Here is a 25,878-nt window from a genome sequence, read left to right as displayed (position 1 = left end):
TTCGTGGACCGTGTGGGCCGGTTGCGAGAATGACCTCGTGACGCAACAGCCTTGGAAACCCGGTACTGCCACCGCTGTCGGTTCCATGCCCGGTACCGACTCGCTGGAAGCCGCTCGCATCGTGGCGGGGGAACTGCCCGAGCTGACCCCGGTGCCGGAGTTGCCTTCCAGGGGGATCGGCGCCGACGTGATCGGACACACGGCGGGGATGCTGCGTGACCTGGCGGTGGAGGTGGTTCCCTCCGGCTACCGTGTGGCGCGGGCGGCCGGGCGGGACCACCGACGTGCGGTGGACCTGCTGCGGTGGGACCTGGACGCCATGGAGGCGGTGACCTCGGCGGAGGCCGAGTCCCGTCTGGTGAAGGTGCAGGTCGCCGGACCCTGGACGCTGGCGGCGGGGATCGAGCTCGAACGCGGCCACCGCGTGATGACCGACCACGGCGCGCTGCGCGACTTCACCGAGTCGCTGGTGGAGGGGGTGCGCGAGCACGTCGCGCAACTGGCCTTCCGCACCGGTGCCCGGGTGCTCGTCCAGCTCGACGAACCGACGTTGCCCGCCGTGCTGGCCGGGGACCTGCCCACTCCTTCCGGCTACGAGAACGTGCCCGCCGTGCCGGAGCCGGAGGCGGAGCGGGTGCTGACCGAGGTGATCCGGAGACTGGGCGAGGACCGGCCCGGGCCGGTGTTCGTGCACTGCTGTGCCCGGCGTCCACCGGTGCGACTGCTGCACCGGGCTGGTGCCGGGGTGATCGGCGTGGACGCCGCCGTGCTCGGCTCGACCTCCGGTGAGTTGGTGGAGGAGCTCGGCGAGGCCTGGGACCGGGGTCTGACCCTGATGCTCGGGATGGTGCCCACCACGGAGCCGAGCACGACGCCGGGGGTTCGGGAGCTCGCCGAACCCGCCCGGAACTTCGTGCGCGAACTCGGCTTTCCCGAACGCATCCTGGCCGAGCAGGTGCTGCCCGCTCCCGCCTGCGGTTTGGCCGGCAGCTCTCCCCGTTGGGCGCGGAGGGCGTTGGAACTGAGTCGGGAACTGGGCAGGATGCTCCGCGAGGACACCCTGGAGAACTGAACGGGGCACCTCGTTCCGGGCCGTTGTGCTCCGTGGGGCACGCGGCTTCCCAACGAAAAAGCGGCCCGAGGACGGACCTCGGGCCGCTTTCGGCCGGGTGAGTGACGGGATTCGAACCCGCGACTCCTGGGACCACAACCCAGTGCTCTACCGACTGAGCTACACCCACCGTGCTGTCCGGTGTTCACCCGAACAACGATCCCCATCCTAGCGTGGCCGTTCACCCGGCCCGACAGCGGGTTCCCCTTCGGCAACGGCATGATCGAATCCGCAGCTCAGGAAGGTCTGACCGCATGGTGGCCCGGTCGTCTCAGCCCTCGTCCAGCTGCCTGCGGGCCTGTTCGGTGCCGCCGAGTTCCTCCTCGGAGAGCAGTTCCGCGGCCACCTGCTGGGCCTGCTCGCTGGACGGCCCGGGGTCCGGGGCGAACACGGTCCGCCGGTAGTAGGCGAGTTCGCGGATCGACTCACGTACGTCGGCCAGCGCGCGGTGCGCCAACCCCTTCTCCGGCTGCGCGTAGTAGACGCGCGGATACCACCGGCGGCAGAGTTCCTTGACGGAGGAGACGTCCACCATGCGGTAGTGCAGGTACTGGTCGAGGGTGGGCATGTCCCTGGCGATGAACCCACGGTCGGTGGCGATCGAGTTCCCCGCCAAGGGGGCGGAGCGTCCCTCGGGCAGGTACCGCCGCAGGTAGTCCAACACCCGCTGCTCGGCCTGGGCCAGCGTGACCGTGGAGTTGCGGACCTCCTCGGTGAGACCCGAGCGGTCGTGCATCTGCCGCACCACCTCGGGCATCCCCTCCAGGACCCGCTCCTCGGCGTGGATGACGACATCCACGCCGTCGCCGAGGATGTTCAGGTCGGCGTCGGTGACCAGCGCCGCGATCTCGATCAGGGCGTCCTTACCGAGCTCCAGCCCGGTCATTTCACAGTCGATCCACACGAGACGGTCGTTCACCGGGGTGAGCCTAACGCGCCACGTATCGCGTACGCGAAACCGGCGTTGCGTCGCCGCCCATCCGAGTCAGGTCCGGTGGGGAGAGCTGTCCGGCAACCTGGAGGGAACGACCTTGCCGGTCGCGTTGCGGGGCAGCGCGTCCAGGAACACCACGTCACGAGGGCGGGCGAAGACGGAGAGGCGTTGCCGGGTCCGCTCCCGGACGGTCTCGGCGTCCAGGGTGCTGCCTTCGTGCAGCACCACGTAGGCGGCGAGCCGCTGACCGTACTCCTCGTCCTCGACCCCGGTCACCACGGCTTCGCTCACCTCGGGGAAGGAGGCGATGAGTTCCTCGGTCTCGGCCGGGTAGACGTTCTCCCCGCCGGAGATGATCATGTCGTCGGCCCGGCCGACCACGAACAGGCGGCCCCGGGAGTCGAGATAGCCCAGGTCCCCGGTGGGCATGAGGCCGTCCTTCCGGGGGACCTCCGCGCCGTTGGTGTAGCCCTCGAACAGCATCTCGTTGCTCACGTGCACCGCGCCGACGGTGTCGTGCGGAACCGGGGATCCGTCCTCGTCCAGGATCCGCACGGTCGTCCCCCGTGGGGGAAGACCCGCCGTGCCCGGGGCGGTACGCAGCTCCTCGGGCGTGGCGATGCTGACCCAGGAGGCCTCGGTGGAGCCGTAGAAGTTGTACAGCACGGGCCCGAAGACGCGTTGGAAGTCGTGCGCGAGGGTGCTGGACAGGGCCGAGCCGCTACAGGCCACGATGCGCAGGCAGCGGTGGTCGTGGCAGCGGCGCCGTTCCTCGGGGAGTTCGAGCAGCCGTTGCAGCATCACCGGCACAGCGAACATCGAGGTGCAGCGGTGTCGTTGCAGGGCGGCCACGGTCTGCTGCGGGTCGAACCGGCGGTGCAGCACCAGGGTGGCCCCGAGCACCGTTCCGAGCTGGAATCCCGCCAGCCCCCAGGTGTGGAAGAGCGGAGCGCATATCATCATGCGTTCCCCGCTGCGCAGCGGAACGCGGGACATGATCGTGGTGGCCGGTCGCAGGCTCGGTGGGTCGGGCCTGCGGGCTCCCTTCGGTGTTCCGGTGGTTCCGGAGGTGAGCACGATCATCCGCCCGTGCCGGGGGCGTTTCGGCAGTGGCAGCGGCTCGGACCGACCGATCAGCTGTTCCAGCGTGGTGTGGCTCGTGGTGCCCTCGGTCCAGGCGATTACGACGAACACGTTCGGGGGCAGGCTGTGTTTGTCCACGAACTCGGAGTCCGTGACCAGGATCCGCACGTTCTGCTCGTCGAGCACCGCCGTGAGCTGTTCGGAGCTCATTCCGGTGTTGAGCAGCACGGAGTCCGCACCCACCTTCCCCGCGGCGATCAGGGCCTCGACGAAGCCGTGGTGGTTGCGGCACAGGATGCCGATCCTGCCGCCGGAGACGAGTCCGTGTTCGCGGAGCCCGTGGGCGAGCCGTGTGGTGCGCTGGTCCACCTCGGCGAAGCTCAACGCTCCGCGCTCGTCGATCACCGCCGGTCGGTCGGGATGGCGTACGGCGCCGATGGCGTAGCCCAGCGGGAGAGTGACGCCCCAGCGCCGGTAGGCGAGCGCCGTGCGCAACAGCCTGTCGGGGCGCATGGGACGCACGACTCCCTGCTTGGTCAGGGTGAGCACGTCCAGTGCCAGCGGGGCGTGCCGTTGCGCCCAGTTCCTCAGGGCCGCGCCGACCCGTTTTCCGCGATGTCGCGTCTTGCAAGCCCGTTCTCCGGTCACGCAGCACCTCGCATCCTTTACCTACTGGTGAGTAGATAATGCCTTGCGCGTCGCCACGAGAAAAGAGGCGGGGCCCACGAACATCCACGACCGGCCGGGTGCTGCCAGACTGGGAACCCCTCCCCGTTCCGGCGCCCCGCTTCGGCACGGGCGCTCCGACACCAGAGAAGGGGCAACCAGCAGTGACCGACTACGACCAGTGGTTGTGGCGTGCCCTGAGCAGAACGTTTCTCGTGCTGGCCCTCGGAGTCACCGGGTTGCTGGTCACCCTGGGGGACGGGGCCCGGCGTGGGGACTCGGTGCTCGGCGCGTTGGTGCTGGCCGCCACCGCGCTTCCGCTCGCGATGACCGTGCGGGGCATGGATCCGAACGCGCGGAGGAAACTCCGTGAGCTGCCGCGACACCGTCGGCTGTTGACGCTCACGGCGCTGCTGCTGGCCTGCGCGGCGGCCCTGCTCGCGCTGTGGACGCTGGTGAATCTGGTTCTTCCGGTGGGCTCGGCACCGCTGCCGCTGGCGGTGCCCCTGTTGGCCGCGGCCGGGTTGACGACGGCGCTCGGTCGTCGCACCCGGGGCCGGCGGCACTGAACGAACGGGATCAGACGGAGTGGACGACCAGCCCGTCCTGTTCGCAGGTGAAATCCAGGGTTCCCTCGAACTCCGCGACCGGCATCTCGTCCCGCACGAGCCGGTGCGGGGCGCCGTGGGTCTCGACGCTGAGCCGCTCGGCGGTGAAACGCTGCTCGGCGTAGTCGGAGCCCCGCAGGCGAACGTCCAACAGCCCCTCGTGCAGCGTGATGGTCACCTCTCCGCCCGGAACGGAAAGCGGCTCTCCGGCCCTGGTCAGGGTGATACTGCTCTCCTCCGGCGTCTCCGGGACGATCACGACCCGGGTCAGCGCGGCATCCCGTGTGGAGTCCTGACGGGTCATCGCGATGACGTCGCGCCGGAGACTCTCCCCCGGCTCGCTCTCCTCCGGGCAGGGCGCCAGCAGGGCGGCACCCTCCTTGGCCGCCAGCCGGTAGGGCTGCCAGGACCCGGTTCCCACCAGGTTCACCACGGAGTTGACCCTGGCGTCGTCGAGCAGTTCCTCGCTGTCCGGAGCGGGGGTGATCTCCGTGGCGTTCACACCGCGTTCGTTGAGCAGCTGCCGCAGTGCCCGGGCGCGCTCCCGCGCCCTGCGGTCGAATCCACGGTTGATGGCCACCGTCGTGGAGTCGTTCGCGTACTGCGCCGCGGCCTCGGCGAGGTTGGTCAGCGGAGCCCATACCGCAGCGGGGTCCTGACCGTCCTGCCGAGAGCGCGTGCTGCTGAGTCCCTCGGTAGTGCTATTCATTACCCCAACTCTAGTCGGGGGCGGTGCGACCGTTCACGGGTGCGGATCCGCTGTGTGGTGTGATTTACCGACGATGTGACATATGTCGCCTTTTCGTGGGGCTTCGCGGTCCTCCTCCCGTCCCCGGGGCGGCGCTGTGGCGTTCGCGGCGGGAAACGGTCGAACAGCACCGGGACCCCTGAGTGCTCGCGAACGTGTTCCCGCCCGAACCCGCACGGTCTTGCGGCGGACACGTCGTGTTGTACAGGCTCCGTCCGCGGGGGGGCCGAGAACCGGTTCCAACCGGACGTGACCGGCACGGAGGACGGGACGTTCGGACGATCACTCGGAGACGGAGGATGACGGAGCTGCTGTACTGCGCCGAACACCCCGACCGGGCACCGGGCAACACCCGCGCCGTGCTCGTGCGCTGGTTGGCCACCGAGGGAAGTCTCGTCCGTGCCGGACAGCCACTGGCCGAGGTCCGGACGGGGCGGCGGCACGAGCACGTGCGCGCTCTCGCCACCGGGACGCTGCACCAACAGGTCCGCGCGGGGGAGCCGCTGTTCCCCGGCTTTCCCGTGGGGCTGATCGAATAGGGAGAACGGGGACGCACCGTTGACCTCCGCTGCTATGTTTGGTGCGCCGAACCGACGGGCAACGTCCGGTGGTTCGGGAAGTGACGCGGGGTGCCCGGCTCGCCGCCGGGCTGAGAGAGACCCGTCGAACCTGACCTAGTTCGGACTAGCGGAGGGACGTCGCATGCCGTCGGTACTGCCGTGCCGTCGTACACGCCTCTCACGGCCCACGGACGGTGTCCGGTCGGGAAACCGGTGGAGATCGTCCGAGGACGCCGGAGCGGGTGACGTGCGCGTCCCGCTCGGAAAGGGGCGTCAGTGATCCCCAATGTTCTGACCATCGCGGGCACCGACCCCAGCGGGGGAGCGGGGGTGCAGGCCGATCTGAAGACCTTCTCCGCCCACCGCACCCACGGGATGTCGGTGATCACGGCGTTGGTCGCCCAGACCACCACCGGGGTCAGCTCGGTCCATCCCGTTCCGGCCGAGTTCGTGGCCGACCAGTTGCGGACCCTGCTGGACGACGTGCGGGTGGACGCGGTCAAGATCGGGATGCTCTCGGAGGCAGACATCATCAGAGTCGTGGCCGCCGAGCTGCGTCGGTACGCGCTGCCCAACGTGGTGCTCGATCCCGTCATGGTCGCCAAGAGCGGGGACCGCCTGCTCGCCACCGAGGCCGTCACGGCCCTGCGTGAGGAACTGCTGCCCCACGTGGACCTCGTCACGCCGAACCTGCCGGAGGCCGCCGACCTGCTCGGAGAGCCGGAACTCGACGACACCGAGAACATGCCGGCCCAGGCGGCTCGCCTGGCCGAGCTCGGTGTCCCCCGGGTGCTGCTGAAAGGCGGGCACCTGGCGACGCGGCACAGCGTCGACGTGCTCTACACCGACGGGAAGGCCGAGTTCCTGCACGGTCGTCGAGTCGACACCGACAACGACCACGGGACCGGCTGCACCCTGTCGGCCGCCGTCGCCGCCCTGCGGGCCGGGACCCCGGACTGGTCCGTGGCGGTACGTGAGGCGAAGGACTACCTGACCGGTGCCCTGCGAGCCGCCGACCTCCTCGACGTCGGACACGGCCACGGGCCGGTGCACCACTTCCACCGGTGGTGGGCCGACACGGAGGACCCCCCGCACCTCTCCGCCGGTGACCCCGCCCACCACAAGGGGGCGATCTCATGAGCCACCGACTGCCCGAGCCCGACCCGAACGGGTTCTGCGCCGAGGCGTGGCGACACACCGCCGAGTTGCAGCGGGCGATCGTGCGGCATCCGTTCAACCGTGCCCTGGCGGAGGGAACACTCCAGCGGGACCGGTTCGTGTTCTACCTCGTCCAGGACTCCCGCTACCTCGTCGGCTTCGCCCAGGCACTGGCGGGGGCCGCGGCCCGGGCCGACGAACCGGGCGACGCCGAGTTCCTGGCGCGCAGCGCCCACGGCGCCCTGGCCGAGGAGCGCGCACTGCACGCCGGATACTTCGAACGGTTCGGCCTCACCGAACGGGAGACGGCCGGCATCGAGACCTCGCCGACGTGCCTGGCCTACACCTCCTACCTGCGGGCGAGCGCGCAGAGCTCGCCCTACCCGGTGCTGGTCGCCGCGCTGCTGCCGTGCTTCTGGGTGTACCAGCACGTGGGAAGCACGATCCTGGAGGAGACCGGGGACACCGCCGAGCACCCCTACGGACGGTGGATCGAGACCTACGCCGACGAGGAGTTCGCCACCGCCGTGCTCGGAGCCAGGGAGCTGACCGACAGACTGGCCGCGGCCGCGGACGAACGGACCAGACAGCGGATGCTCACCGCGTTCGTGCGGTGCAGCGAGTACGAGTGGCTGTTCTGGAACAGCGCGTGGGAACGGGAGCAGTGGCCCACCGCGCGGTGGCTTCCCCATCGAGGCGGGACGGCGGAGTGATCCCGCCCGGCGCGGCCCGCCGCACGGCCGGCAACGTCTCCGGCCGTGCGGGGGTTCCGGCGTCGACGGTGGTCCTTCAGTAGATCCGCTGCGCCAGCGAGGACTTGGACGTCCGCAGTTTGCGCAGGGTGCTGGCGTCGAATCCCCCCGTGGGTTGGGAAGGCGTGCTCAGGTCCGTGGTCAGTGACCACCCCGAGCCCCGTTCGAGCAGCGACATGTGCTTGTTGGTGTAGTAGTTGGTGTCGATCACCACGGCGGCTCCGCTCGCCCCGGCCGCCGCTGCCACCAGGTGCATGTGGAAGCGGGTGGACAACCAACGCTGCCCGGCATCGACGGGCAGTCCCCGTTTCATGATCTCGGAGAAGGGGTAGAAACGGGCACCGGCCAGCTCGTGTTCGACCAACGCGAATATGTCCCGATCCACCCGGGGGATCCCCTCCACGAAGCCGACCCGCTCGGGCGCGACGTCCCAGTCGCGCAGGGTTTCCAGCACGTGGCCCGCCAGGGTCGCGGCGCTGACCGTGAGCAGGTCCGACTGCACACAGACCATCACCTCGGGAACGTCCTCGTGCTCGTGCCGTTGTGTGTCGGTGTCGAAGAACAGGTCGTCGCCGACGGCGGTCACGCCGGGAACCCCGCTCAACGCCTCGTGGGAGGGATCGTCCCGGACGTCGACCACGTCGAACCGGCGCGCCAGCTCCCGCAGCAGCGGCAGCCCCTCGGCGGCCACCGGAGTCAGCCCCTGACCGGTCATCGCCAGTCTGGCCCCGGAGTACTCACCGCTGGCCACCACGGCGGCCAGCAGTCCGATGTGGTGCGGCCAGATCCCGTTGACGTAGCCGCCGCCGATCACGTGCATCACGTCGGCCCGCCGCGCGAGCTCGATGCCCGCCACCCAGCGAGGGGCCAGCCCGGGGTTCCGAACGGCACGGCGGACGAAGGCGGCCACCTGCCACGGCTCGCTGGAGGAGGCGTGCCAGCACAGGCGCCAGAACGTGTCGGTGAAACGCACGTTCGGGTGCAGACCCCCGAGCAGCACCTCGCTGGGACCGGGGTTCGGGCAGTCCAACCACACCGTGGCGGTGGGCTCGTGCCGGGCCAGGTACTTCAGCCAGGTGGCGGCTATGACCTCGTCCCCGTAGTTGGGGTGCCCGGTGGTACCCACCAGGTAGACGGTCCTTTCACGGGGGGACGAGGCGCTCACGAAACACTCCTTGGCCGCTGCGGAAACCCGTCCGCCGGGCGGCCCGGCTCCCTCACCCCGTGGTGGAGTCGTCGATTCCCAACTGCCGGGTCACGCGCGACAGACGTGCTCGTGTCCGTCCGAAGCGTACCGTGTGTTCCGCCGTGCACCGTTCGAGCCGTCGTTGCCACCGGCTCGTGCCGCTGCGGAAGACACGTTCCGCCTCTTCCCAGGTCCCCTGATCCTCGTGCCCGCCCTGCCGGTAGGCGGAACCCTCGGTGGTCCCGTCCCCGGGGAGTGGACGGACGTTCCCGGCGTGGTCCACCGTGGAGCGGGCCACGCCGGTGGGACTCGTGGCCACGGCGGCGTCGGGACGCGCGCGACGGGCCCGCCCCGAACGCCCCGCCGTTCGGAGTCCACGCCGGTGCTGGCGGCTCAGCAACGGCACGAACACCGCCGAGGCGAGTCCGAAACCAACCAGCAGAGCCAGCACCAGCAGATCTACGGCCGGGACGGTGGACTGCGCCAGTGACATGGTTTCCCTCCGGGTGGGTCAGCTCTGTCCGATCGGATCGGGGGTGTCGGTGCCGTGGGGCTTCCGTCCGTTCCCGTGCGAGCCGTCGGAGGGGTCCTCGTGCCGCTCGTTCTCCGCCGGGACCGTCCCGGACTCCGGGGAGGTGTCGGACTCCGTTCCCGCGGAACTCCCGGAGGGCTGCGGCGGGGTTCCCATCACGGTGGTGACCCGCAGGTTCTTGCGCGGGGAGGGAAGCCATGCCCCACCGGCGGGTTCCTCGTCGGGCTCGGAGGAGCCCGTTCCGGTCTCCTCCGTACGAACGTTCTCGCCCTCGCCGAGGGCGAAGACGGAGAACCCTATCCGGTTGGTGGCCGTGTCCAGGGCGGTCATGATCTGGTTACGCAACGTTTCGAGTTCGGAACGGTTGTGTTCGATCTCCTCGAAGACACGCTGCCGGTAGCGCTCGGTTTCGGCTTCGCGGTGGGCGCACTCCTGACGGGTCCGTTCGGTGAGTTCGGCCGCCTGTTGACGTGCCGAGTCCATCAGGGACTTGTAGGCGTCCCGGACCGCCCGTCTCATGCGCTGTTCCCGGCTGCGCAGCTCGCTCAGCTGACGGTTCCGTTCCCCCCGCAGCCGCTCGTGCCTGCGTTCGACCTCGTCGAGCACCCGCTCACACTGTTCGTGCAGCTCCCCGACCGTGTTCTCGGCCTGTTCGACCAGCTGCTCCGCCTCGGCCTCGGCGGCACCGCGGATGGTCTCCGCCTCGTGCCTGGCCTGTTCCCGTAGCGTCTGCAACTCCTCCTCGGTCGTGTCCAGCATCTCCCTGAGGCGTTGGGAGAGCTCGGGAAGACCGGTGTCGGAGGTTTCCAGGTGCCGCAGACGCTGTTGGGTCGCGGTGAGCTCCTCGCGGGTCTGGTCGTAGAGAGCACGCAGGTCCGAGTTGAGCCGGGTGGCCTCGTTGCGGTCGATCGTGACCAGTTCCAGTTGGGTCTCCAACATCTCGAGGTGTTCCAGGACCTGGTCGCGGTCGAAACCTCGAAACGTCACGTCGAACCCGGGTCTGAGGGGCACCACGGCGTCGGCGGCGTCTTCCATGTCGAGTCCTCCTGTCCGCCATTGCCTCCGCGACGTCGGCCGGTTCCCGACGGAGCGGATGGGGTTCTCGGGTCGGTGGCCTGGAGCGCTCGTGCGGTGTCACGAACGCCCCGGACACGGGCAGCGGTCCGGGCGGGGCCGCTGTGGTCAGGTCGTCGGCCGCTGGTCGTCGTTCGACTGTTCCGTTCCACGGGCGCCCAGTTCTCCGGTGAGTCTGGTGCGCAGCTCCTCCAGTCGTTGTCTGCTGTCGTCCATGGCCGCCGCGTATTCGCGCCGGAATCGTTCGGCTATTTCCTGACTGCCGAACCGGGCCTCGTCACCGGTGGGGTGTTGTGCCCCGTCCCGACCGATCGGGTGTTCCCCGCCGATCGCGCCTCCCGACTCAGCGCCCGCAGGATCCGCCTGTGGCGCGGGGGAACGGAGGGCGTCGGGAACCGTTTCCTGCTCGACGGGGTCCCGCGGTGCGGGAGGCGGCGAGCCGCCGGGGCCGGGCTTCCGGGGCGGGGTTTCCGCGTGTTGTGCGGGGGGTTTCTCCGCGGGTTCCGTGTCGGGTTCGTGCTCCGCGCCTATCCTGCGCGGCTGCCCGTTGCGCCCCGTTCCGGTGAGCAGTGCCGTCGAGGTGGTCAGTCTGGCCAGCTGCCTGCGCAGACGGGTGTGGCGCCGTCGGGCGCGGACGAGCAGGATCACCGCGGGCAGCGCGGTGACCAGGGCTCCGCACAGTGCCGCGAGTCCGAGTCGGACCGGGTGCCATCCGACCGGAAACAGTGACGTCAACTCAGCAAACATCGAATCAGTGTCCGTATTCGACGGAGTAGGGTTGGTTGCCGCCGTCGTCGCCCCAGTTGCCCATCCGGTTCAGCACGGGAACTTCCTCGTGTACCGGGTCGTCCTCGGTGACCGGGTCGAGGGGGATCGGACGGGGCGTGGACTCGGCGGTCCCGCCGCCGGACTGCACCGGGATCCGGGTGTCGGTGGTGTCCCTGCCGGTGGCGGCCGTGGACTCCGAACCTCCGTTCCCGGGTTGGGCGTGTTCCCCGGAGGACGCGGCGGTGGTGGAGGCTTGTTCCTCCGGCTCGACGATCGTCAACGGCTTCAGCTGCTCGTCGAGCACGGTTCGTTGCTGGCCGGCGGTGTTCACCAGTGCCTCCACGTGTTGCAGCAGTGTGTTCCGCAGCTCCTCCAGCCGCTCGGCCCTGCCGCGCAGGTCGGCCATGAGTTCGGAGTGCTTGCGGTGCGCCCGCTCCTCCAGGTCCGCGCAGCGTTCCCTGGTGTTCCGGAGCAGCTCGTCGGCCTCCGCACGGGCGACGTTCATGGCCTCTTCGTAGGTGCTGGTGTAGACCTGCTGGAGCTGGTCGGCCTTGGCGTCCAGCTCGGCGGAGCGGGCCGCGTGCTCCTCGTCCATGTGCTGGCGACGCCGTTCCAGATCCTCGACCAGTTCGGCGCACTCCTTGCGGAGTTCGGCCGCTCTCTCCTCCGCCTCCTTCCTGATCTGTTCCGCGTCGGTCTCGGCGACGCCGCGGATGGTCTCGGCTTCGCGGTTGGCGTGCTCACGGATGGCCGTGGCTTCCTCCTCGGCCATGTTGAGCATGTGCTGCATGCGCGCCGTGGCGTACGGCTGCCCGGTCTCGGCGTTCTGGAGCCGCCGGAGTTCGTTGGTGGTCTCCTCCATCTGCCGACGGGTCTCGTCGGTGATGCGCCGCTGGTCCTCGTTGAGCCGGATCGCCTCGTCGCGATCTGTGACGAGAATTCGTATCTGGTCCTCGAGCAGTTCGATATGTTCCAGAACCTGTTTGCGGTTGAAACCGCGGAACTCGTTATCGAACCCCGGTCGCAGGGGAACGATGGCCTCGTCTTCCATAGTCCACCGCATTTCTGATCGAGACTGTGCTGTCGGGCATCCTAAGCAGGCAAAGCGGGTTCGTTGTTCAAGCTCGCTGCGCACGTCCGTTTTCTCACTCGAACGAGCTAAGCACGTGAAATACGAGGGTTTTTGTTTCCTTCTCGGGGAGGATTCCGCGTGCCGTTGGTGATCGAATCCGTCGGCAGGTGGAGGAGTTCCCACGGCGCTGTCGAGGTGTCGGCCGGGCGGGCAACAGCCCTCCGTCGGGGCCCGGGTTCGGTCCCGGACCCGCGCGGCTTCCGTGGAGCGCCGTCTCGTCGGGGCCGGGCTTCCGGTCCAACCGGCCGGTGGGGAGGCTGTGTCCCCGCGGTCTTCTCGCCGGGTCCTATCATCGTTCCGCCACGTGACCTCGCGGTCACGCGTGTCCGTGTCACGACGGTTTCCCGCCGCCGTGACGTGGGCGGCGCCACTCTCGACAGCAGGTAGTCGCGAGCGGACCGAGGGCGTGGCGTACGGTTTCCAACAATGGGCAGTCACGGTGCCCCGCCTCAGCCGGTGGGTCGTTGTCGGCGGTCGAGCCTCCGCGTCGCAGCGGTGGACACGTCGCCGCGGTGGTCCTGGTGCGGGCACGAGGCGGGATTGAGGGAGTTGTCGTGAAGCCGAGTGTTCTACTGACCGGTTACCGGGTGATGGCGTACGTGACGGCCGTGCTGCTGATCGCGCTGTGCCTGGCGATGGTGGGCAAGTACGGCTGGCCGGTCGGCACCGACGTCCAACGGTTCGGGGAGAACGCCACGACCGCCATCGGCATCGCCCACGGGTGGCTGTACATGGTCTACCTGGTGCTGGCCCTGCTGATAACCCGGCTGTTGCGGGTTCCGGTCGGTCCGATGCTGCTCGTCCTGCTGGCGGGAACGATCCCCTTCGGGGCCTTCTTCGCCGAACACAAGGTGGTCCAGTGGTTCCGTGCCTGGAACACGGCAGGATCCGGCTCCGCCGCAGGGGCCGCCGAGGAAACCGGATCGGCGCACTCATGACAACCACGAAGCAATCCGCCCGGGAGGGGCTGACCTCGGGGGGTACCGGGGTCCGGGGACTGTTCGGTGCCTACCTCTCGTTGACCAAGCCCCGTGTCATCGAGCAGCTGCTGGTGACCACCATCCCCGCCATGTTCCTGGCCGAACGCGGCATCCCCCCGCTGGGACTGGTGCTGGTGACGCTGATCGGCGGAACCATGGCGGCGGGCAGCGCCAACGCGCTCAACTGCGTGATCGACTCGGACATCGACTCGGTGATGGACCGGACCAAGTCGCGCCCGCTGGTCAGCTACCGCATCTCCCGGGCCCACGCCCTGGTGTTCAGCATCACGTTGAGCGTGCTGTCCTTCGCCGTGCTCTGGGCGGGGGCCAATCTGCTGGCGGCCGTACTGGCCCTGTCGGCCACGCTGTTCTACGTCTTCGTCTACACGCTGCTGCTCAAGCGGCGCACGCCCCAGAACATCGTCTGGGGCGGTGCCGCCGGCTGTATGCCGGTGCTGGTGGGCTGGGCCGCGGTGGAGAACACCGTGGCCTGGCCCGCCCTGGTGATGTTCGCGGTGGTCTTCCTCTGGACACCGCCGCACTTCTGGTCGCTGGCCATGAAGTACCGGGAGGACTACGAGCGCGCGGCCGTGCCGATGCTGCCCGTGGTCGCCACCCCGCAGCAGGTCTCCGCGCGGATCCTCGCCTACTCGTGGGCGACGGTGCTCAGCACCCTGCTGCTGATCCCGGTGACGAGCTGGATCTACGTCGCCTGGGCACTCATCGTCGGCGTCACCTTCCTGGTCATGGCCCACCGGCTGCACAGCGGAGTGCGCAGGGGCGGGGAGGTCAACCCGATGAAGCTGTTCCACCTGTCGAACAGCTATCTCACTGGGTTGTTCCTGGCCATAGCGGTGGACGCGGCCGTCGGTCTGCCGGTGCTGGCCTGACTCCCGCCGCCCGCGGCACGGTTCCGCACGAGGTGTGTCCGGGCGGTCGTGCGGAACCGTCGGGTTTTTGGGCCTAGCCGGAGACCGCCGGGTCGGCCGCGTTCCGTTCCCGGGTGGCGGGGTCGGCGGTGAGATCCGTCCGGTAGGTCTCGGTGAGCAGGTACGCCGATCCGAAGGAAATCACGGCCAGTGTCGCCATGTAGCCCGCGATGGCCACCGGGGAGTTCGTGCTCGCGTACAGCCAGGTGCAGATCATCGGGGCTATGCCCCCGCCGAGGATCGAGGCCAGCTGGTAGCTGACGGAGATCCCGCTGTAGCGCAGCCGGGTGGAGAACAGCTCGGAGAAGTAGGCCGACTGCGGTCCGTACACCGAGGTCCGGCACAGCTGCAGGATCATCCCGCCGAGCAGGTAGAGCGCGATCGAGCCGGTGTCGACCAGCAGCATGTACGGCAGCGCGAACAGTGCCATGACGGCCATCCCGCCGAGTATCATCCGTCTTCTTCCCAGGTAGTCGGACAGCAGCCCGAACAGGATCATGAACGGGATGTCGACGAAGCTCAGCAGTGAGTTGGCGTTGAGCACGGTGGTGCGCTCGAAGAGGCCCTCCTCGGTGGTGTAGAAGACCAACCAGGTGCTGGTGACGTAGAAGGTGGCGTGCGTGCCGAGGAAGGTTCCCGTGGCCAGCAGGATCGTCCTCGGATGCGAACGCAGGGCTTCCAGGACGGGGACGCGGACCTTCTCCTTGGTGTTCATCACCTTTTCGAAGACGGGGCTCTCGCTGATGCTCAGCCGGATGAAGAAGCCGAGCACGATGAGCAGGGCGCTGAACAGGAAGGGGATTCGCCATCCCCAGGCGAGGAACTGCTCGTCGGTCACGCTGGCCGAGACGACCGAGAAGGTCGTGTTGCCGAGCAGCAGTCCTGCGGGCACACCGACCTGGGGCCAGGCGCCGTAGAAACCGCGTCGGTTGGCCGGGGCGTGTTCGACGGCCATCAGCGCCGCGCCTCCCCACTCGCCTCCCACGCCGATTCCCTGGGCGAAGCGCAGGGTCACCAGCAGGATCGGAGCCCAGACCCCGATGTGCTCGTAGGCGGGCAGTGCGCCGATCAGGATGGTCGCCACTCCCATGAGCATCAGCGACCAGATCAGCATCGGTTTGCGTCCCAGCCGGTCACCGAAGTGGGAGAAGACCACTCCTCCGAGCGGTCGGGCGAGGAAACCGACGGCGAAGGAGGCGAACGCGGCGAGCGCGCCCACCACGGGGTCGTAGTTGGGGAAGAACAGCTTGTTGAACACGAGTGAGGCGGCGGTGCCGTAGATGAAGAAGTCGTACCACTCGATCGTGGTCCCGATCAGGCTGGCGAAGGCCACTCGTCTGGACTGCGTGGTCGTGGAACCGGCCATCGCTGTGCACCCTTCGTGTCGGAGGTTGGGAACCCTGGGTGTGTCCTAAATAACTAACGCTGTAAGTTTTAGTACGGTAGCGATCTCCCGGGGACGCGACAAGAGTGTTCGCCGGATTCCCCGCGCAACGCGGCCTGTCCGTCGCCGAGGTGCGTCGAAGCGCTCGGAGCGGGATAGTGGCCCCGACCGGGCCCCGTACGACGAACCCGGGGTCTGTCCTCGACGAAACCCGTCGGAAGCCGCCGGAACCTCGCCCCCCAACCGCGCCGGAGGGTGTCGACCATGAGCTGGCTGAGACCACACCGGCGACGAGCCGGTACGACCACCGGAGACCGGGGGTGGACCGCCGACGAAGTCCACACCCTCGAACAGGCGGTGGGACGGGCCCCGTCGGTGCACAACACACAACCGTGGTCACTCGTCGTGCGGGAACACACCGCACGGCTCCACGAGCGTCCGACCGTGGCGCTGGAACAGCACGACCCCGAGGGCAGGGACCGGCGACTGTCCTGCGGCGCCGCGCTGACCAACCTGTTCCTGGCGGTACGGGGGATCGGGTGGGAGGCCGACCTGGACCGTCCCACGGACTCGGAGGAAACGGATCTCGTGGGCAGGGTGACCGGGACGCAGCGGCGTGATCCCACGGTGTTGGAGGGACAGCGCTTCCGGGCCATCACCCGTCGCAGCAGCTACCGTCGTCCCTTCCACGACCAGGAGTTGGCGCACGTGGCCCGGGAGGCCCTGTTGGCGGCGGGGTCCTCCTCCGGGGTACGGGCCAGGTGGCTCAGTGGGCCGGACGACGCGCGGAACCTGGCGGAGCTGCTCGGGTACGCGGCCAGGGTGCACCGCAAGGACCGGCACTACCAGCGTGAGCTGGCCATGTGGATGACCGGAGGGTCATCGGTGGGAGGACACGCCTCCACCCGCGAGGACGAGCTCGCCAGCGAGGGGGTGCCCGCCGTGGGGCTGACCACCTCGGGAACCCGGCTGCCCGACGAGCAGCGGCTCGCCGAGTGGATCGAGCGGGAGGCGGTGATGGTGCTTTCCACGGAGTCCGACGCCAGGGACGACCACCTCCGTACCGGGGAGGCGATGCAGCTGGCGTGGTTGACCGCGACCAGCCTGGGACTGGCGGCCTCGGTGATCACCCAACCGCTGCACCTCTCCGAGGTGCGTCGTGGCCTGGGGGAACGGCTCGGTCTGGTGGGCGAGCCGCACATTCTGATGAGATTCGGCTATCCCGATCCCGTGCCGCGGCAGCGTGGTTGAGGCGCCTCGTCGAACGAGGGACTCAGCCGATGCGCCCGACGGCCCCGTAGGCGTTGGCCTCGTCCACTTCCTCCTGGGTGGGGGGAGTGTCCGGACGCCAGCGGGGCAGCGGAACCAGGCCGGGCTCCACCGGTTCGACCCCCTCCAACAGCTCCGAGATCTCCTCCGGCGGACGCCACCTCACCGGGGTGGGAGTGCGGGCCATGACCTCCTCGGCGGCTGCCACCTGCTGGCGGGTCGCGGACAGCGCGGAGATGTGGGACAGCACCAGGTAGCTACCCGGCACACAGGCGGCCCGGTAGGCGGCCAGCACCTCACGGGCCTCGGCCTGGTCCGGGACGAAGGGCAACACCGCCACCGCCAGCAACCCGACCGGACGGGTGAAGTCCAGCAGCCCGGACACCCCGGGGGCGTTCAGCACCGTGCGCGGATCACGGACGTCTCCCAGCGTGATCGTGACCTCCGGATGCTCGCCCAGCAGCCGCTGGGCGTGGGCCACCGCCACGGGGTCGTGGTCGACGTAGGCGACCCGGGCGTGGGGGTTGACCCCGCGGGCGATCTCGTGCACGTTGCCGACGGTCGGTATCCCCGAACCCAGATCGAGGAACTGGTCCATTCCGAGTTCGGCCAGGTGGGTGACCGCCCGTTGCAGGAAGGCACGGTTGGCGCGAGCGTACTGCCGGGCGTGCGGCATGGCGGCCGTTCCCGCCTCGGCCGCCTCACGGTCGGCGGCGAAATTGGTGGAACCACCGAGGTAGTAGTCGTACATCCTGGCCGCGTTCGGGCGGTCCGTCCGGGGTTCCTCCCGAGGTGAGGAGCCGTGTTGGTCCATTCCCGAGCACCTCCGAAACCGCTGGGACCGGAAAGAAACCGGCTGTCCGGGCAACGATACCCAACTTCTCCGCCCGGCGGACTGGACGTGGATTCGGGGATCGAGAATCACCTCGGCACGTGATGATCCCGTTCAGGGAAAACGTGGAGCCCGTTTCCGGACCCGGGGAAGGAAAACGGGTGAGGACTTCCGTGACCCCACCCGTCGAACTCCCTTCGGAAAGGTGTCAGCACTCGTCGAGCATGGCGGAGAGCGCGTTCTTCTCCGCGGGGTCGACACTCAGGCCCCACACGTGTTTGACGTTGATCCAGCCGCGCGCGTACACGCAGTGGTATCCGGTGTTGCTCGGTCGCCACTGCGCCGGGTCGTCGTCGCTCTTGGCGAGGTTGGACTCCGCGGAGACCGCGATCAACTGCTGGGTGTCCAGGTCGTTGGCGAAGTCCTCCCTCCGGGCGTCGGTCCAGTCCGCCGTTCCGGAACGCCAGGACTCGGCCAGTGGGACCACGTGGTCGATGTGCACCTCGGCGGGTTCGTCCACCCACCTGCCGTCGTAGACGCTGTACCAGCTTCCCGAGGTCGGGTAGCAGTCCTCGCCGACGGAAACTCCGCTGCCGTCCCGCTTCAGCACGGTTTCCCGGGTGTCGCAACTTCCGGACTGCCGGGACCAGTGGGGGAACCTGTCCCGGTCGTAACCGTCCATGGATCCCTCGGAACGGACCGCGAGCTCGCCGAGCTGCTGACGCGCCGTGGTTTCCCCCGGAGGGGTGGGCGGGTAGGCGGTGGCCGTCGCCGTGGTGACCACGGACAGGGTCACCACGGACAGTGTGGTGGTGAGAATGGTGCAGAGGCGTCGCACGAGCGTCCTCCTCACGCGCTGGGGTGTGTCACCTCCGCAGCGTGGCAAGCCACGGCCAACACCGGGCAATGACGCGGTGAAGAACGTGTGGCCACAGTGGTACGTCCGGACAGGCTCCTCCGTGGACGCGGAAGCGGAAAACACGACGCCGTGCCCGCGGCGGTGGTCACGCCCGTCGCCGGGAGGATCCCGGGAAGGAGATCCCGGCGGTGCGCGCCCCATCAGGTTCGGTGACGGTGCGGCAGGTCCCCGGTACCCCCACCCTCCCGCGCCCGTACCTGGAAGGTGACGGGCACGAGCAGGGCGATCATGATGGCCCAGCACACTCGACCACCTCGGTGGAGATGTGGGGACCAGGGCACGGCCGTTCATAACCTGCGCGTCACCACCATTCTCATGGTTTCGACCACCACAGAGGTTCCGGCCAGTGTTCCGAGTGTCCACAGCACCCACTTCGGAGCGCCGATCGCCAGCCACATCAGGAACAACCCGACCGAGACCACGGCCGAGGACCCAGTGGGAGGAACTCGTTTCATCGGTGCTTGCCTTTCGTCGTCGCTGGTACTCCAAGAAGGGGGAGTCTAGGGCAATCGCGGGGGCGGGTTGGTGCCGCCGTCGACATCCTCGCCGCCGATGGTTTTCCGGCGCCGCCGTACAGTCCTGCGGCGTACTGGTTGGCCAGCGCGTAGGCGGCCGCCAAGGCGGCCTCCCTTGTGAGCGGGCCGGCTCCGGGCGTTGTCGATGAGAGTGTCGAGGATTTCCTACACTTCGGCCACGCATTCTTTCGACGACATGCTCGCGCTCTGCCCGCTGGTGAACATGGCTTGCCACCGGTCACGCTGGTTACGCCGAACTGCCGCGGGCGGCCGCCTGTCTCGCCTTCGGCTTGGGGGGCGTTGGCCACGGCCTGTCCGAGGAGCTGGTCCATCTGCTCGGCGAAGTCTTCGGCCGTGGGACCGAGTTCGTTCCTGGCATTGGCGAACGGTGCCTGGCCAAGGTGGGATATGAAAATCCCGCTGCGATCGCGCCGGGGGTTAGAGGCGTGAGACTTCTACGAGTCGCGGTAGTTGCGGTCGATCGGGCCGAGCGTGTGCGGCGCCCAGTTCTCAGCGTTGAGCACGTCGCTGGCGGGCACGCCTTGGCGGTGCAGCTTCACCAGGCGGGCGTACACGTGCGCGTGGGCGCGGGAGATCAGCCCGGCGGACACCTCGTTCGTCGGGCTAGCGGGACTCCAACCGGCGGCCTGCTGCTGGTCGGTCCAGATCCACCCGAGGGTGTGCCCGGCCATCACCAGCGGAGCGGCCACCCTCGGCCCCTGCGGCCGAGACGGGTAGCCGTGGCCGCGGTGGTCTAGGCGTGGCGACATGCCGCTGTCGCCCCAGCGGTTTTCGTGGTCGGCCATCAGTACCCCTTGTCCGGGTCCATCAGCGGATCGGGTGTCCGATTGAGGCTCGTCGGCATCACTCGAACGGGCACAGCAGTGGGTCGACGAGCTATCGCGTACAACCTGCGGCAGAGCCCTGGCTGACTTGCATCGGGAATGCTGACCAAGAGCGGGGGCAAAGTGGGGAGGGATCCTGTTCCGGATCCGCCCCCACTTTCGATCGACCACATGAGCCACATCAACCGCCCCCGTTGACTCCGTTCCGCACCACGATTAATGCCATGCCTGCCTGTGTGTTCGCTCGAAGGGGTGGCTGCCCGTAGCTCATCGGACAGACACCCTTCGACAGTTACGAAGCGACAGCCGCTAGGACACTCGCCACAACCGCCACCCCTGCTAGCCCCAGGAAAACGGGACGTCGTTGCAGCAGCCCGAACCGGGTCAGCACAGCGGTCAGTGCCCACAGGGCGATGAACGGCAACGCCAGCCAGGCGAGTTGAACGGTATGTCCGATGGCAAGAGTGATCGCGACATACAAGATGCCGTATGCGAGCGCGATCTGCGTCGGTGCTTTCCAGCCGTCAGGGACCCGTGATCCTTCTTGCGAAGTCATACCACTCACTTTCCCGGCGAAATGATACTATCGTGTTAGAAACAGTTTTTTGCTATGCCGCCTGCACCGATAATCTGAGATCCAACGCCACCGGCGATCTCAAGGAATTCCGCAGCATTACCAGCGCCGATCAGCAGTCGGGCAGTTTCGGCGACACCGCCCAACGCCTTGATTGCCCGATAGGCTTTGACTTCTGGTACGAAAATCATGGATACGTACGCGGCGCACTTGGTGTACTTCCATGTCTGATCCCAAAATCCGGCTGTGCTCATTCCTGTCAACTTGATCGGACGCCTGCAGTACCTCGACCGCCTGTGTTGTTTCTTTCTGCCGCTGACGATCGAATTCGGAGGCCGTGGCCATCGGCGAGGCAAGTCCCATGGCCATAGTCGCCATGGCCGCTACCGCGACAGAACGAGTTCTCATTCGCATAATCAATTAATTCCCAGGGGTGCGTTTTCTGTACTGTGGAACTTATCTCAGAAACCTGTTTTGTTGATTTCCCGGATAGCTTACACAGTGTTGATCACACTAATTTTCGCCAGGAGGTCGGGCAATAAACAATGATGATCATCACATGGCGCCGTGGCCGGTTGACGGTCGATTGTTCGACTAATTGATCCTTTCGGGCAAAAAGGATAAAAATATGATAAGTTTTTACTGGAATCTGAAAAGAGTAATGTGTTGATACTGTGAATTTTCTTGATGGGGATTAGAAGTTATGTGCAGGAGCGGCTACCTGTCGAACCGTGGCTCGTGTCGGCCTGCTTGTTCCTGGTGGTGAGCAGCAGTCGGTCATCGCAATCATTAGCGCGATGACGTGGTAAAACGCGGACCCTTTCGTGTGTCATGTTCATGTGTGTTCCATGTGTGGATGATCGTCACCGAGTCGGCTGCCGGTCTTCGTCCGCTTCGTCGCTGTGTGTGCGGGGATTTCGGTGGTTGGTCGTGGGGGCGGGTGTTGTCGTCGTTCGGGGACAGTGGGGTGCTGTTGGGGAATCGGTTGCCGGTGCTGGGGATGTGTGCGAGCGACGGTGGGTGATGGTGGTCGCGCTCGGTTTCGGGCTAGAGGGCTCGTACTACCTGGCCACTCAGGCCTGGCTACTGCAGCGGTACGTGCCCGAGCGGCAGCCTGCCCGGGTGGCGTCCTGCTTCCAGCTCGGCAACTTGGTGCTCGTGCTGCTGAGCTTGGTCACCGTCGGCTCGTTGGCCGAGCATGTCGACGTCCGCCTGTTGCTGGTCGCGGCGGCGGGGTGGGCACTGGCCGCACCCTGGTGGCCCTGGCCGCACCCACCATTCGGGCATATCCGGACGCGGTTCAGCCGGGCTCGGGGGCCATGTCGACGAAGCGGCTGTAGTGCAGCTGGTGGGCCACGGTGACTACCCCGGTCGGTCCGGATCGCTGTTTGGCCAGGATCAGGTCGGCCTCGCCGGGGCTGCGGCCGTTGGCCCAACGTGCGGGGGTGCTGCCATGACCGGATCGGACGAACCGGTGGTGTATCTGATCGGTACGGCCGCACCGCCGGTGCGGGAGCTGGCCGAACCGGTCGGGCTGCTGCACGAGGCCGGGTGGGAGGTGTGCGTGGTGCTGAGCCCGACCGCCGCGAGCTGGGTCGAGGTCGACGTGTTGGCCGATCGGACCGGCCACCCTGTTCGTGTGCGGCCCCGGCTGCCCAGTGAGCGGGATCCGTTGCCCCGGGCCGATGCCGTGCTGGCCGCGCCGGTGACGTTCAACAGCCTCAACAAGATCGCGGCCGGTATCAGCGACACCCTGGCGGTCAGCCTGGTCAACGAACTGCTGGTCAGCGGTGTGCCCACCACCGCCGTTCCCTGCGTGAAACCCGTGCTGCGCCAGCACCCCGCCTATTCGGCCAACACGCGCCTGCTGACTGATGCCGGGCTCCGCCTGCTCGACTCGGATGCCTTCACCAGCCGCGGCACCGACGGCCTGGCCACCTTCGACTGGAACACGGCAACCACCGAGTTCCTGCAGCCGAGGTGACCGAAGTGGCGCCAGCTCCCGGAGGGCTGGCGCCACTCCGCGGAGGCGGCGAAGCCGCCCACCCGTGGACGGTGTTGCGATCCTCGCCAGCCCCGAAGGACTGGCGCCACTCGGCAAGCACATCAAGCACCACGTCCGTCCGGGCCTGTTGCGATCCTCGCCAGCCCCGCAGGGCTGGCGCCACGGCCTCGGTGAGCAGGTGCGCTGTCGAGTCCTGCAGGTTGCGATCCTCGCCAGCCCCGCAGGGCTGGCGCCACTGCTTCGCGTGGCTCGACCCCGCTACGTCCTCGTGGGTTGCGATCCTCGCCAGCCCCGCAGGACTGGCGCCACGGCGATTGAGCAGGGATTTCCAGGGTAGCCACCTCGCCACTGTGACCATCCCGTGACCGACACGCCGAGCAGCTGCTTGGGAACCTCGCGGCGTGTCGAGACACGCTTGCACCTCCGAAGTCGTACAACGACACTCGATCACGTTCTTGCCGGAAACTCAGAACACCAGCGGAGTGTCGTGCGGCGCGGGCGGTGACTGTCCCATGTGCTCGGCCGCCGCGAAGCTCCCATGGTCGAGAGCGTAGACGCGGATGCTGTCCTCGGTCGGATCGATGATCTCGTTGAGTCGTTGTTTCATGTACATCCAGTCGGAACGGCGGCAGACGACCTCGAACACGGACTTCTGCACGCGGATTCCGTATGCCTCACACGCCTTGGCCACGTGCCTGAGCCGGCGACGTCCCTCCGGGGTAGTGGTGTCCACGTCGTAGGTGATCAACAGCTCCACGGTCAGCTCGCAATCCACGGGGTGTAGCTCGGTTGGTCCCCGCGCAGGTAGCGCGCGAGGAAACGCGCCTGGATCAGCGGGAGCGTGGCCGCGGGCACGTCGCGCTGCAGCTCGCTGTGTCTCCAGGAGCGCTCCCGCGCGTTCGACCACTGTTCGAGGAACATCGTGCGTCCCTCATCGGTCAGCCGAACCTCCCCGCTGGGCAGGCTCTCGGTGTGCGCTGACTTCACCTGCCCCCGGTTGTAGAGGGTCGCCACCAGGCGGTCGACGAGCAGGGCACGGAACTCCTCCATCAGGTCCAACGCGAGTGAGGGCCGACCGGAACGCAGGCCGTGCAGGTAGCCGATGTAGGGATCGAGCCCCACCTGTTCCAGCGCTCCCTCGACCGCGATCCGCAGCATTTCGTACCCGAACGACAGTAGGCAGTTGAACGTGTCCTTCGGTGGCCTCCTGGTACGTCCCGGAAAGACGCCGGGCGCGAGTTTCGGCATACCTTCCTGGAAGTAGTCCTGCCCTGCCTTGCCCTCGACACCGAGAACGTCGCTGACGGATGAGCTCTCCGAGAGGGTCCGCAGCGAGTCCGCGTGCCGATGCGCGATTTCACGGAGCTTCTCCCGGCGCTCTCCCGAGGCGTCGCGGGCCGTACGCAACAGCAGTTGGCGATAGTTCTGGATCTTGCCTGCCAGGAAGGTCTTCGCCAGCTCCAGCCGCCGGGACTCGTCGTCGTAGGCCCTGACCTGTTCGAGTCGCACCACCGGATTCCCGTGCTGCGGGCCCGTCGTGCGGTGCAGGAAGCGCCCGTTGCGGCTCAGCCACGTGATTCCCCTGGAGTCCTTGGCGCAGCGATGCATCAGCTCGTTGCTGACCTCCACGCCCCGCCAGACCACGAACTGATCGATCCGTACCAGCGGCAGCACGTTCCGCCCCGGTTTTTCCGGATGGTGTATCCGGACGGTGTCCCCCTCCAGGTGAAGACTCGTTCCCGGTGTGGTCAGGAACAACGTTTTCAGCACTTCAGTCATCCCATTCCCCCAGGGGTAGTGGTGTGAACAACGAGGCGGAAGGCCGAACGTTCGCTTCGGGCATGCACCCCGCACGCAACGAACACCGATCGCATCGCGAGTCGTTGACCGCCTCGGGAACCACTTCGGAGCGCAGCGTTTCGCGCAGTTCGCTCACGGTTTCGCGCAGTCGGTTCCCGAGCGAGTCGTCGACAGTCACCTCGTAGCGCCGTCGGTGCTTGCCCGCGAAGACGATGCCCTTCGGAACAGGGGAGTCGAACATGCCGCGCAGGCACAGCACCTGCGCGGCCACCTGCAGATCCGCCGCGCTTTTCGGGCGGTAGCTGCCGGACTTGTGCTCCACCGGCACGGGCCCGTCGGCACCGAACTCCACCACGTCACAGATGCCGTGGATGCCGAGGTCGTCGTCCCACACCGGTAAGGCGGTCCACCGTCTCTGTCCCGATCTGCTCGTTCTCGAATCGCCGCGATCGACGGCGCTGTGGGCGATCTGCCCTCGCGCCGTCTCCGCGCTGTCCTCGAAGTAGCGTTCGAGGTGAATCAGCGCGGCCTGCCTGGGGCAGTAGGCGTAGTGCTCGATCGCGGCGATCGGAATGCTCGACCACGCTGGTTCGTCCGCTCTTTCCGCCGGGTACATCAGGCGACAACCTTGGTCATCGTCACTCCGCGCGGCAGGTCGTCGTCGGCCACGCTGACGGTGTAGTCGCCGAAACCGCGGGGAACTTTCCCGGCCGCCGTGGCCGAGGGGACCTCCACCCTGCTGAGCAGGGTGTGCGCGGGGGCACTGCCGAACGCGTTGTCGTGGCTGAACACGTACAGCCCACGGGCGGTCATGGTTCCGCGCGCGGAGGAACGATCGTGATCGAACATCATGGCCAGCGTGCGGTAGAACAGCTCCAGGTCCTTGCTGTCCACACCGGTCTGCTGGCCGCGGCTGGCCGAGTAGTAGATCTCGGCACGGTAGAGGGCGTAGGGAACGGTCCACTTGCCGCCCATCTCGGTGGTCTCGCCCTTGTCGATGTCCTCCTGCTTGGTCTGGGTGATGCGGGTGATGGCGTGGTGCTGCGGCATCACCGGATCGACGCTCCGGGCGTTGGTCACCTGCACCGGGCCGTAGATCTGGCCGAGGTCCTTGGTGGTTCCGGTGTTGAGCACGGCCCCGAACAGGCGCATGTCCGCGTAGCGCTCGGTCAGCCAGGAGCGCGCCGTTCTGCGGTCCTCGTCGGTGAGGGACTTCTTCTTGTCCAAACCGGTCTCGGTCTTGGAGGCGCCCAGCTTGGTGTTCAGCGCGTGACCGGCTTCGACGAAGATGCCGTAGCGGTCTTCGTTGTCGACACCCTGGGCGGCCATGGGCAGGCTGTCGCGCACCTTGCGCTTGATCGCCACGTCGCTGACCAGGCCGTGTCCGGTTTCCTCGTCCATGCGGGGCCGGTTGTCGAAGTCGGGGTCGCCGTTGGGGTTGCCGTCGGCGACGTCGAACAGGAACACCATGTCGTGGCGCACGGTCGGGTCGAGGTGCGGTTCGATGGCCATTG

At 67.8% G+C, this 25,878-nt stretch carries 28 protein-coding genes, 1 tRNA gene and 1 riboswitch; of the genes, 9 read left to right on the top strand and 20 right to left on the bottom strand.

Translation table 11 applies throughout. The annotated features are described in order from the left end of the window. The first annotated feature begins 37 nt into the window (after window positions 1–37). On the top strand, window positions 38–1,072 hold the full coding sequence (locus ACTMO_RS0113190) for a methionine synthase (RefSeq protein WP_026449201.1): 1,035 nt from the start codon (window positions 38–40) through the stop codon (window positions 1,070–1,072). Window positions 1,073–1,168: 96 nt separating this feature from the next. Here ACTMO_RS0113190 and ACTMO_RS0113185 read toward each other — a convergent pair. The 3 genes from ACTMO_RS0113185 to ACTMO_RS0113175 all read right to left on the bottom strand — a co-directional run bounded on the left by ACTMO_RS0113185 (window position 1,169) and on the right by ACTMO_RS0113175 (window position 3,776). Beyond that, window positions 1,169–1,241: transfer RNA gene (locus ACTMO_RS0113185), tRNA-His, on the bottom strand. Between the two features lie 141 nt (window positions 1,242–1,382). After that, complete coding sequence (gene orn, locus ACTMO_RS0113180) at window positions 1,383–2,030, bottom strand: oligoribonuclease (RefSeq protein WP_026449200.1); 648 nt, start codon at window positions 2,028–2,030, stop codon at window positions 1,383–1,385. Window positions 2,031–2,096: 66 nt separating this feature from the next. Then, window positions 2,097–3,776 (bottom strand): AMP-binding protein, encoded by a 1,680-nt coding sequence (locus tag ACTMO_RS0113175; RefSeq protein ID WP_019855161.1) that lies wholly within the window; start codon window positions 3,774–3,776, stop codon window positions 2,097–2,099. Between the two features lie 182 nt (window positions 3,777–3,958). On the opposite strand from ACTMO_RS0113175, the gene ACTMO_RS0113170 reads away from it, so the two are divergent. Further along, on the top strand, window positions 3,959–4,363 hold the full coding sequence (locus tag ACTMO_RS0113170; protein WP_019855160.1) for a hypothetical protein: 405 nt from the start codon (window positions 3,959–3,961) through the stop codon (window positions 4,361–4,363). Window positions 4,364–4,373: 10 nt separating this feature from the next. On the opposite strand, the gene ACTMO_RS0113165 is transcribed toward ACTMO_RS0113170, so the two are convergent. Continuing rightward, the gene (locus ACTMO_RS0113165) at window positions 4,374–5,111 is read right to left on the bottom strand and encodes a hypothetical protein (RefSeq protein ID WP_019855159.1); all 738 of its coding nucleotides are present in this window, start codon (window positions 5,109–5,111) and stop codon (window positions 4,374–4,376) included. 338 nt (window positions 5,112–5,449) lie between these two features. Between ACTMO_RS0113165 and ACTMO_RS0113160 the strand changes: the two genes are divergently transcribed. From ACTMO_RS0113160 to tenA, 3 genes are all read left to right on the top strand, one after another. Next, window positions 5,450–5,689 (top strand): biotin/lipoyl attachment domain-containing protein, encoded by a 240-nt coding sequence (locus ACTMO_RS0113160; protein ID WP_019855158.1) that lies wholly within the window; start codon window positions 5,450–5,452, stop codon window positions 5,687–5,689. Between the two features lie 76 nt (window positions 5,690–5,765). Continuing rightward, window positions 5,766–5,863, top strand: a riboswitch (TPP riboswitch). Window positions 5,864–5,986: 123 nt separating this feature from the next. After that, window positions 5,987–6,850: a bifunctional hydroxymethylpyrimidine kinase/phosphomethylpyrimidine kinase gene (gene thiD / locus ACTMO_RS0113155; RefSeq protein WP_019855157.1), complete on the top strand. Its 864-nt coding sequence runs from the start codon at window positions 5,987–5,989 to the stop codon at window positions 6,848–6,850. Further along, the gene (tenA, locus tag ACTMO_RS0113150) at window positions 6,847–7,581 is read left to right on the top strand and encodes a thiaminase II (protein ID WP_019855156.1); all 735 of its coding nucleotides are present in this window, start codon (window positions 6,847–6,849) and stop codon (window positions 7,579–7,581) included. The genes thiD and tenA overlap by 4 nt, the downstream gene beginning before the upstream one ends. A gap of 76 nt (window positions 7,582–7,657) precedes the next feature. On the opposite strand, the gene ACTMO_RS0113145 is transcribed toward tenA, so the two are convergent. The 5 genes from ACTMO_RS0113145 to ACTMO_RS21035 all read right to left on the bottom strand — a co-directional run bounded on the left by ACTMO_RS0113145 (window position 7,658) and on the right by ACTMO_RS21035 (window position 12,231). Beyond that, window positions 7,658–8,785, bottom strand: coding sequence for a polysaccharide pyruvyl transferase family protein (locus ACTMO_RS0113145; protein ID WP_019855155.1), 1,128 nt, complete (start codon window positions 8,783–8,785; stop codon window positions 7,658–7,660). 52 nt (window positions 8,786–8,837) lie between these two features. Next, window positions 8,838–9,299, bottom strand: a complete 462-nt coding sequence (locus tag ACTMO_RS0113140) for a hypothetical protein (RefSeq protein WP_019855154.1) — start codon at window positions 9,297–9,299, stop codon at window positions 8,838–8,840. Window positions 9,300–9,317: 18 nt separating this feature from the next. After that, window positions 9,318–10,373 carry a DivIVA domain-containing protein gene (locus ACTMO_RS0113135; RefSeq protein ID WP_019855153.1) on the bottom strand — a complete coding sequence of 352 codons (1,056 nt, stop codon included), beginning with the start codon at window positions 10,371–10,373 and terminating at the stop codon, window positions 9,318–9,320. Window positions 10,374–10,520: 147 nt separating this feature from the next. After that, window positions 10,521–11,159 carry a hypothetical protein gene (locus ACTMO_RS0113130; RefSeq protein ID WP_157062884.1) on the bottom strand — a complete coding sequence of 213 codons (639 nt, stop codon included), beginning with the start codon at window positions 11,157–11,159 and terminating at the stop codon, window positions 10,521–10,523. A 4-nt stretch (window positions 11,160–11,163) separates the two neighbouring features. Beyond that, the gene (locus tag ACTMO_RS21035) at window positions 11,164–12,231 is read right to left on the bottom strand and encodes a hypothetical protein (protein ID WP_019855152.1); all 1,068 of its coding nucleotides are present in this window, start codon (window positions 12,229–12,231) and stop codon (window positions 11,164–11,166) included. Between the two features lie 635 nt (window positions 12,232–12,866). On the opposite strand from ACTMO_RS21035, the gene ACTMO_RS0113120 reads away from it, so the two are divergent. Together ACTMO_RS0113120 and ACTMO_RS0113115 are read left to right on the top strand one after the other, a co-directional pair. Beyond that, a complete protein-coding gene (locus ACTMO_RS0113120) occupies window positions 12,867–13,250 on the top strand; it encodes a DUF3817 domain-containing protein (protein WP_019855151.1) in 384 nt (127 codons plus the stop codon). After that, on the top strand, window positions 13,247–14,182 hold the full coding sequence (locus ACTMO_RS0113115) for a heme o synthase (RefSeq protein ID WP_019855150.1): 936 nt from the start codon (window positions 13,247–13,249) through the stop codon (window positions 14,180–14,182). The genes ACTMO_RS0113120 and ACTMO_RS0113115 overlap by 4 nt, the downstream gene beginning before the upstream one ends. 73 nt (window positions 14,183–14,255) lie before the next feature. Here the strand turns inward: ACTMO_RS0113115 and ACTMO_RS21030 are convergent, their stop codons facing one another. Further along, on the bottom strand, window positions 14,256–15,587 hold the full coding sequence (locus ACTMO_RS21030) for an MFS transporter (protein WP_019855149.1): 1,332 nt from the start codon (window positions 15,585–15,587) through the stop codon (window positions 14,256–14,258). A gap of 282 nt (window positions 15,588–15,869) precedes the next feature. On the opposite strand from ACTMO_RS21030, the gene ACTMO_RS0113105 reads away from it, so the two are divergent. Then, entirely contained in the window at window positions 15,870–16,856 is a 987-nt protein-coding gene (locus tag ACTMO_RS0113105; RefSeq protein ID WP_019855148.1) for an Acg family FMN-binding oxidoreductase, read from the top strand. A gap of 22 nt (window positions 16,857–16,878) precedes the next feature. On the opposite strand, the gene ACTMO_RS0113100 is transcribed toward ACTMO_RS0113105, so the two are convergent. The 6 genes from ACTMO_RS0113100 to ACTMO_RS22965 all read right to left on the bottom strand — a co-directional run bounded on the left by ACTMO_RS0113100 (window position 16,879) and on the right by ACTMO_RS22965 (window position 20,813). Continuing rightward, entirely contained in the window at window positions 16,879–17,688 is an 810-nt protein-coding gene (locus ACTMO_RS0113100; RefSeq protein ID WP_019855147.1) for an SAM-dependent methyltransferase, read from the bottom strand. Window positions 17,689–17,914: 226 nt separating this feature from the next. Next, entirely contained in the window at window positions 17,915–18,544 is a 630-nt protein-coding gene (locus ACTMO_RS0113095; RefSeq protein WP_019855146.1) for an HNH endonuclease family protein, read from the bottom strand. A 368-nt stretch (window positions 18,545–18,912) separates the two neighbouring features. Further along, a complete protein-coding gene (locus ACTMO_RS22970) occupies window positions 18,913–19,080 on the bottom strand; it encodes a hypothetical protein (RefSeq protein ID WP_019855144.1) in 168 nt (55 codons plus the stop codon). A 515-nt stretch (window positions 19,081–19,595) separates the two neighbouring features. Continuing rightward, window positions 19,596–19,946 carry a hypothetical protein gene (locus ACTMO_RS0113080; RefSeq protein WP_019855143.1) on the bottom strand — a complete coding sequence of 117 codons (351 nt, stop codon included), beginning with the start codon at window positions 19,944–19,946 and terminating at the stop codon, window positions 19,596–19,598. 331 nt (window positions 19,947–20,277) lie between these two features. Next, window positions 20,278–20,541 carry a hypothetical protein gene (locus ACTMO_RS0113075; RefSeq protein ID WP_019855142.1) on the bottom strand — a complete coding sequence of 88 codons (264 nt, stop codon included), beginning with the start codon at window positions 20,539–20,541 and terminating at the stop codon, window positions 20,278–20,280. A gap of 35 nt (window positions 20,542–20,576) precedes the next feature. Continuing rightward, a complete protein-coding gene (locus ACTMO_RS22965; RefSeq protein WP_157062881.1) occupies window positions 20,577–20,813 on the bottom strand; it encodes a hypothetical protein in 237 nt (78 codons plus the stop codon). Between the two features lie 1,199 nt (window positions 20,814–22,012). Here ACTMO_RS22965 and ACTMO_RS0113070 point away from each other — a divergent pair. Next, entirely contained in the window at window positions 22,013–22,543 is a 531-nt protein-coding gene (locus ACTMO_RS0113070) for a flavoprotein (RefSeq protein WP_019855140.1), read from the top strand. A 487-nt stretch (window positions 22,544–23,030) separates the two neighbouring features. Here the strand turns inward: ACTMO_RS0113070 and cas2 are convergent, their stop codons facing one another. The 4 genes from cas2 to cas7c are packed head-to-tail and all read right to left on the bottom strand — an operon-like array spanning window position 23,031 to window position 25,876. Continuing rightward, entirely contained in the window at window positions 23,031–23,339 is a 309-nt protein-coding gene (gene cas2 / locus ACTMO_RS0113065) for a CRISPR-associated endonuclease Cas2 (protein WP_019855139.1), read from the bottom strand. Then, on the bottom strand, window positions 23,324–24,343 hold the full coding sequence (cas1, locus tag ACTMO_RS0113060; protein WP_026449196.1) for a CRISPR-associated endonuclease Cas1: 1,020 nt from the start codon (window positions 24,341–24,343) through the stop codon (window positions 23,324–23,326). Before cas1 ends, cas2 begins: the two co-directional genes overlap by 16 nt. Continuing rightward, on the bottom strand, window positions 24,336–24,980 hold the full coding sequence (gene cas4, locus ACTMO_RS0113055; RefSeq protein ID WP_019855137.1) for a CRISPR-associated protein Cas4: 645 nt from the start codon (window positions 24,978–24,980) through the stop codon (window positions 24,336–24,338). The genes cas1 and cas4 overlap by 8 nt, the downstream gene beginning before the upstream one ends. Beyond that, the gene (gene cas7c, locus ACTMO_RS0113050) at window positions 24,980–25,876 is read right to left on the bottom strand and encodes a type I-C CRISPR-associated protein Cas7/Csd2 (protein ID WP_019855136.1); all 897 of its coding nucleotides are present in this window, start codon (window positions 25,874–25,876) and stop codon (window positions 24,980–24,982) included. Before cas7c ends, cas4 begins: the two co-directional genes overlap by 1 nt. Window positions 25,877–25,878: the final 2 nt, after the last annotated feature.

Origin of the sequence: Actinopolyspora mortivallis DSM 44261 (assembly GCF_000384035.1) — a bacterium.
GTDB classification, from domain to species: domain Bacteria; phylum Actinomycetota; class Actinomycetes; order Mycobacteriales; family Pseudonocardiaceae; genus Actinopolyspora; species Actinopolyspora mortivallis.
Note: the sequence above shows the minus strand (reverse complement) of the source record. Positions and strands in the feature narration are given on the sequence as shown.

What these genes read in the sequence shown, in the direction of transcription:
- ACTMO_RS0113165 (WP_019855159.1), bottom strand. Translation starts at nt 5,111, where the DNA reads ATGAATAGCACTACCGAGGGACTCAGCAGCACGCGCTCTCGGCAGGAC.
- ACTMO_RS0113160 (WP_019855158.1), top strand. Translation starts at nt 5,450, where the DNA reads ATGACGGAGCTGCTGTACTGCGCCGAACACCCCGACCGGGCACCGGGC.
- tenA (WP_019855156.1), top strand. Translation starts at nt 6,847, where the DNA reads ATGAGCCACCGACTGCCCGAGCCCGACCCGAACGGGTTCTGCGCCGAG.
- ACTMO_RS0113140 (WP_019855154.1), bottom strand. Translation starts at nt 9,299, where the DNA reads ATGTCACTGGCGCAGTCCACCGTCCCGGCCGTAGATCTGCTGGTGCTG.
- ACTMO_RS0113135 (WP_019855153.1), bottom strand. Translation starts at nt 10,373, where the DNA reads ATGGAAGACGCCGCCGACGCCGTGGTGCCCCTCAGACCCGGGTTCGAC.
- ACTMO_RS0113130 (WP_157062884.1), bottom strand. Translation starts at nt 11,159, where the DNA reads ATGTTTGCTGAGTTGACGTCACTGTTTCCGGTCGGATGGCACCCGGTC.
- ACTMO_RS21035 (WP_019855152.1), bottom strand. Translation starts at nt 12,231, where the DNA reads ATGGAAGACGAGGCCATCGTTCCCCTGCGACCGGGGTTCGATAACGAG.
- ACTMO_RS0113115 (WP_019855150.1), top strand. Translation starts at nt 13,247, where the DNA reads ATGACAACCACGAAGCAATCCGCCCGGGAGGGGCTGACCTCGGGGGGT.
- ACTMO_RS21030 (WP_019855149.1), bottom strand. Translation starts at nt 15,587, where the DNA reads ATGGCCGGTTCCACGACCACGCAGTCCAGACGAGTGGCCTTCGCCAGC.
- ACTMO_RS0113105 (WP_019855148.1), top strand. Translation starts at nt 15,870, where the DNA reads ATGAGCTGGCTGAGACCACACCGGCGACGAGCCGGTACGACCACCGGA.
- ACTMO_RS0113100 (WP_019855147.1), bottom strand. Translation starts at nt 17,688, where the DNA reads ATGGACCAACACGGCTCCTCACCTCGGGAGGAACCCCGGACGGACCGC.
- ACTMO_RS22970 (WP_019855144.1), bottom strand. Translation starts at nt 19,080, where the DNA reads ATGAAACGAGTTCCTCCCACTGGGTCCTCGGCCGTGGTCTCGGTCGGG.
- ACTMO_RS0113080 (WP_019855143.1), bottom strand. Translation starts at nt 19,946, where the DNA reads ATGGCCGACCACGAAAACCGCTGGGGCGACAGCGGCATGTCGCCACGC.
- ACTMO_RS0113075 (WP_019855142.1), bottom strand. Translation starts at nt 20,541, where the DNA reads ATGACTTCGCAAGAAGGATCACGGGTCCCTGACGGCTGGAAAGCACCG.
- ACTMO_RS22965 (WP_157062881.1), bottom strand. Translation starts at nt 20,813, where the DNA reads ATGAGCACAGCCGGATTTTGGGATCAGACATGGAAGTACACCAAGTGC.
- ACTMO_RS0113070 (WP_019855140.1), top strand. Translation starts at nt 22,013, where the DNA reads ATGACCGGATCGGACGAACCGGTGGTGTATCTGATCGGTACGGCCGCA.
- cas1 (WP_026449196.1), bottom strand. Translation starts at nt 24,343, where the DNA reads ATGACTGAAGTGCTGAAAACGTTGTTCCTGACCACACCGGGAACGAGT.
- cas4 (WP_019855137.1), bottom strand. Translation starts at nt 24,980, where the DNA reads ATGTACCCGGCGGAAAGAGCGGACGAACCAGCGTGGTCGAGCATTCCG.
- cas7c (WP_019855136.1), bottom strand. Translation starts at nt 25,876, where the DNA reads ATGGCCATCGAACCGCACCTCGACCCGACCGTGCGCCACGACATGGTG.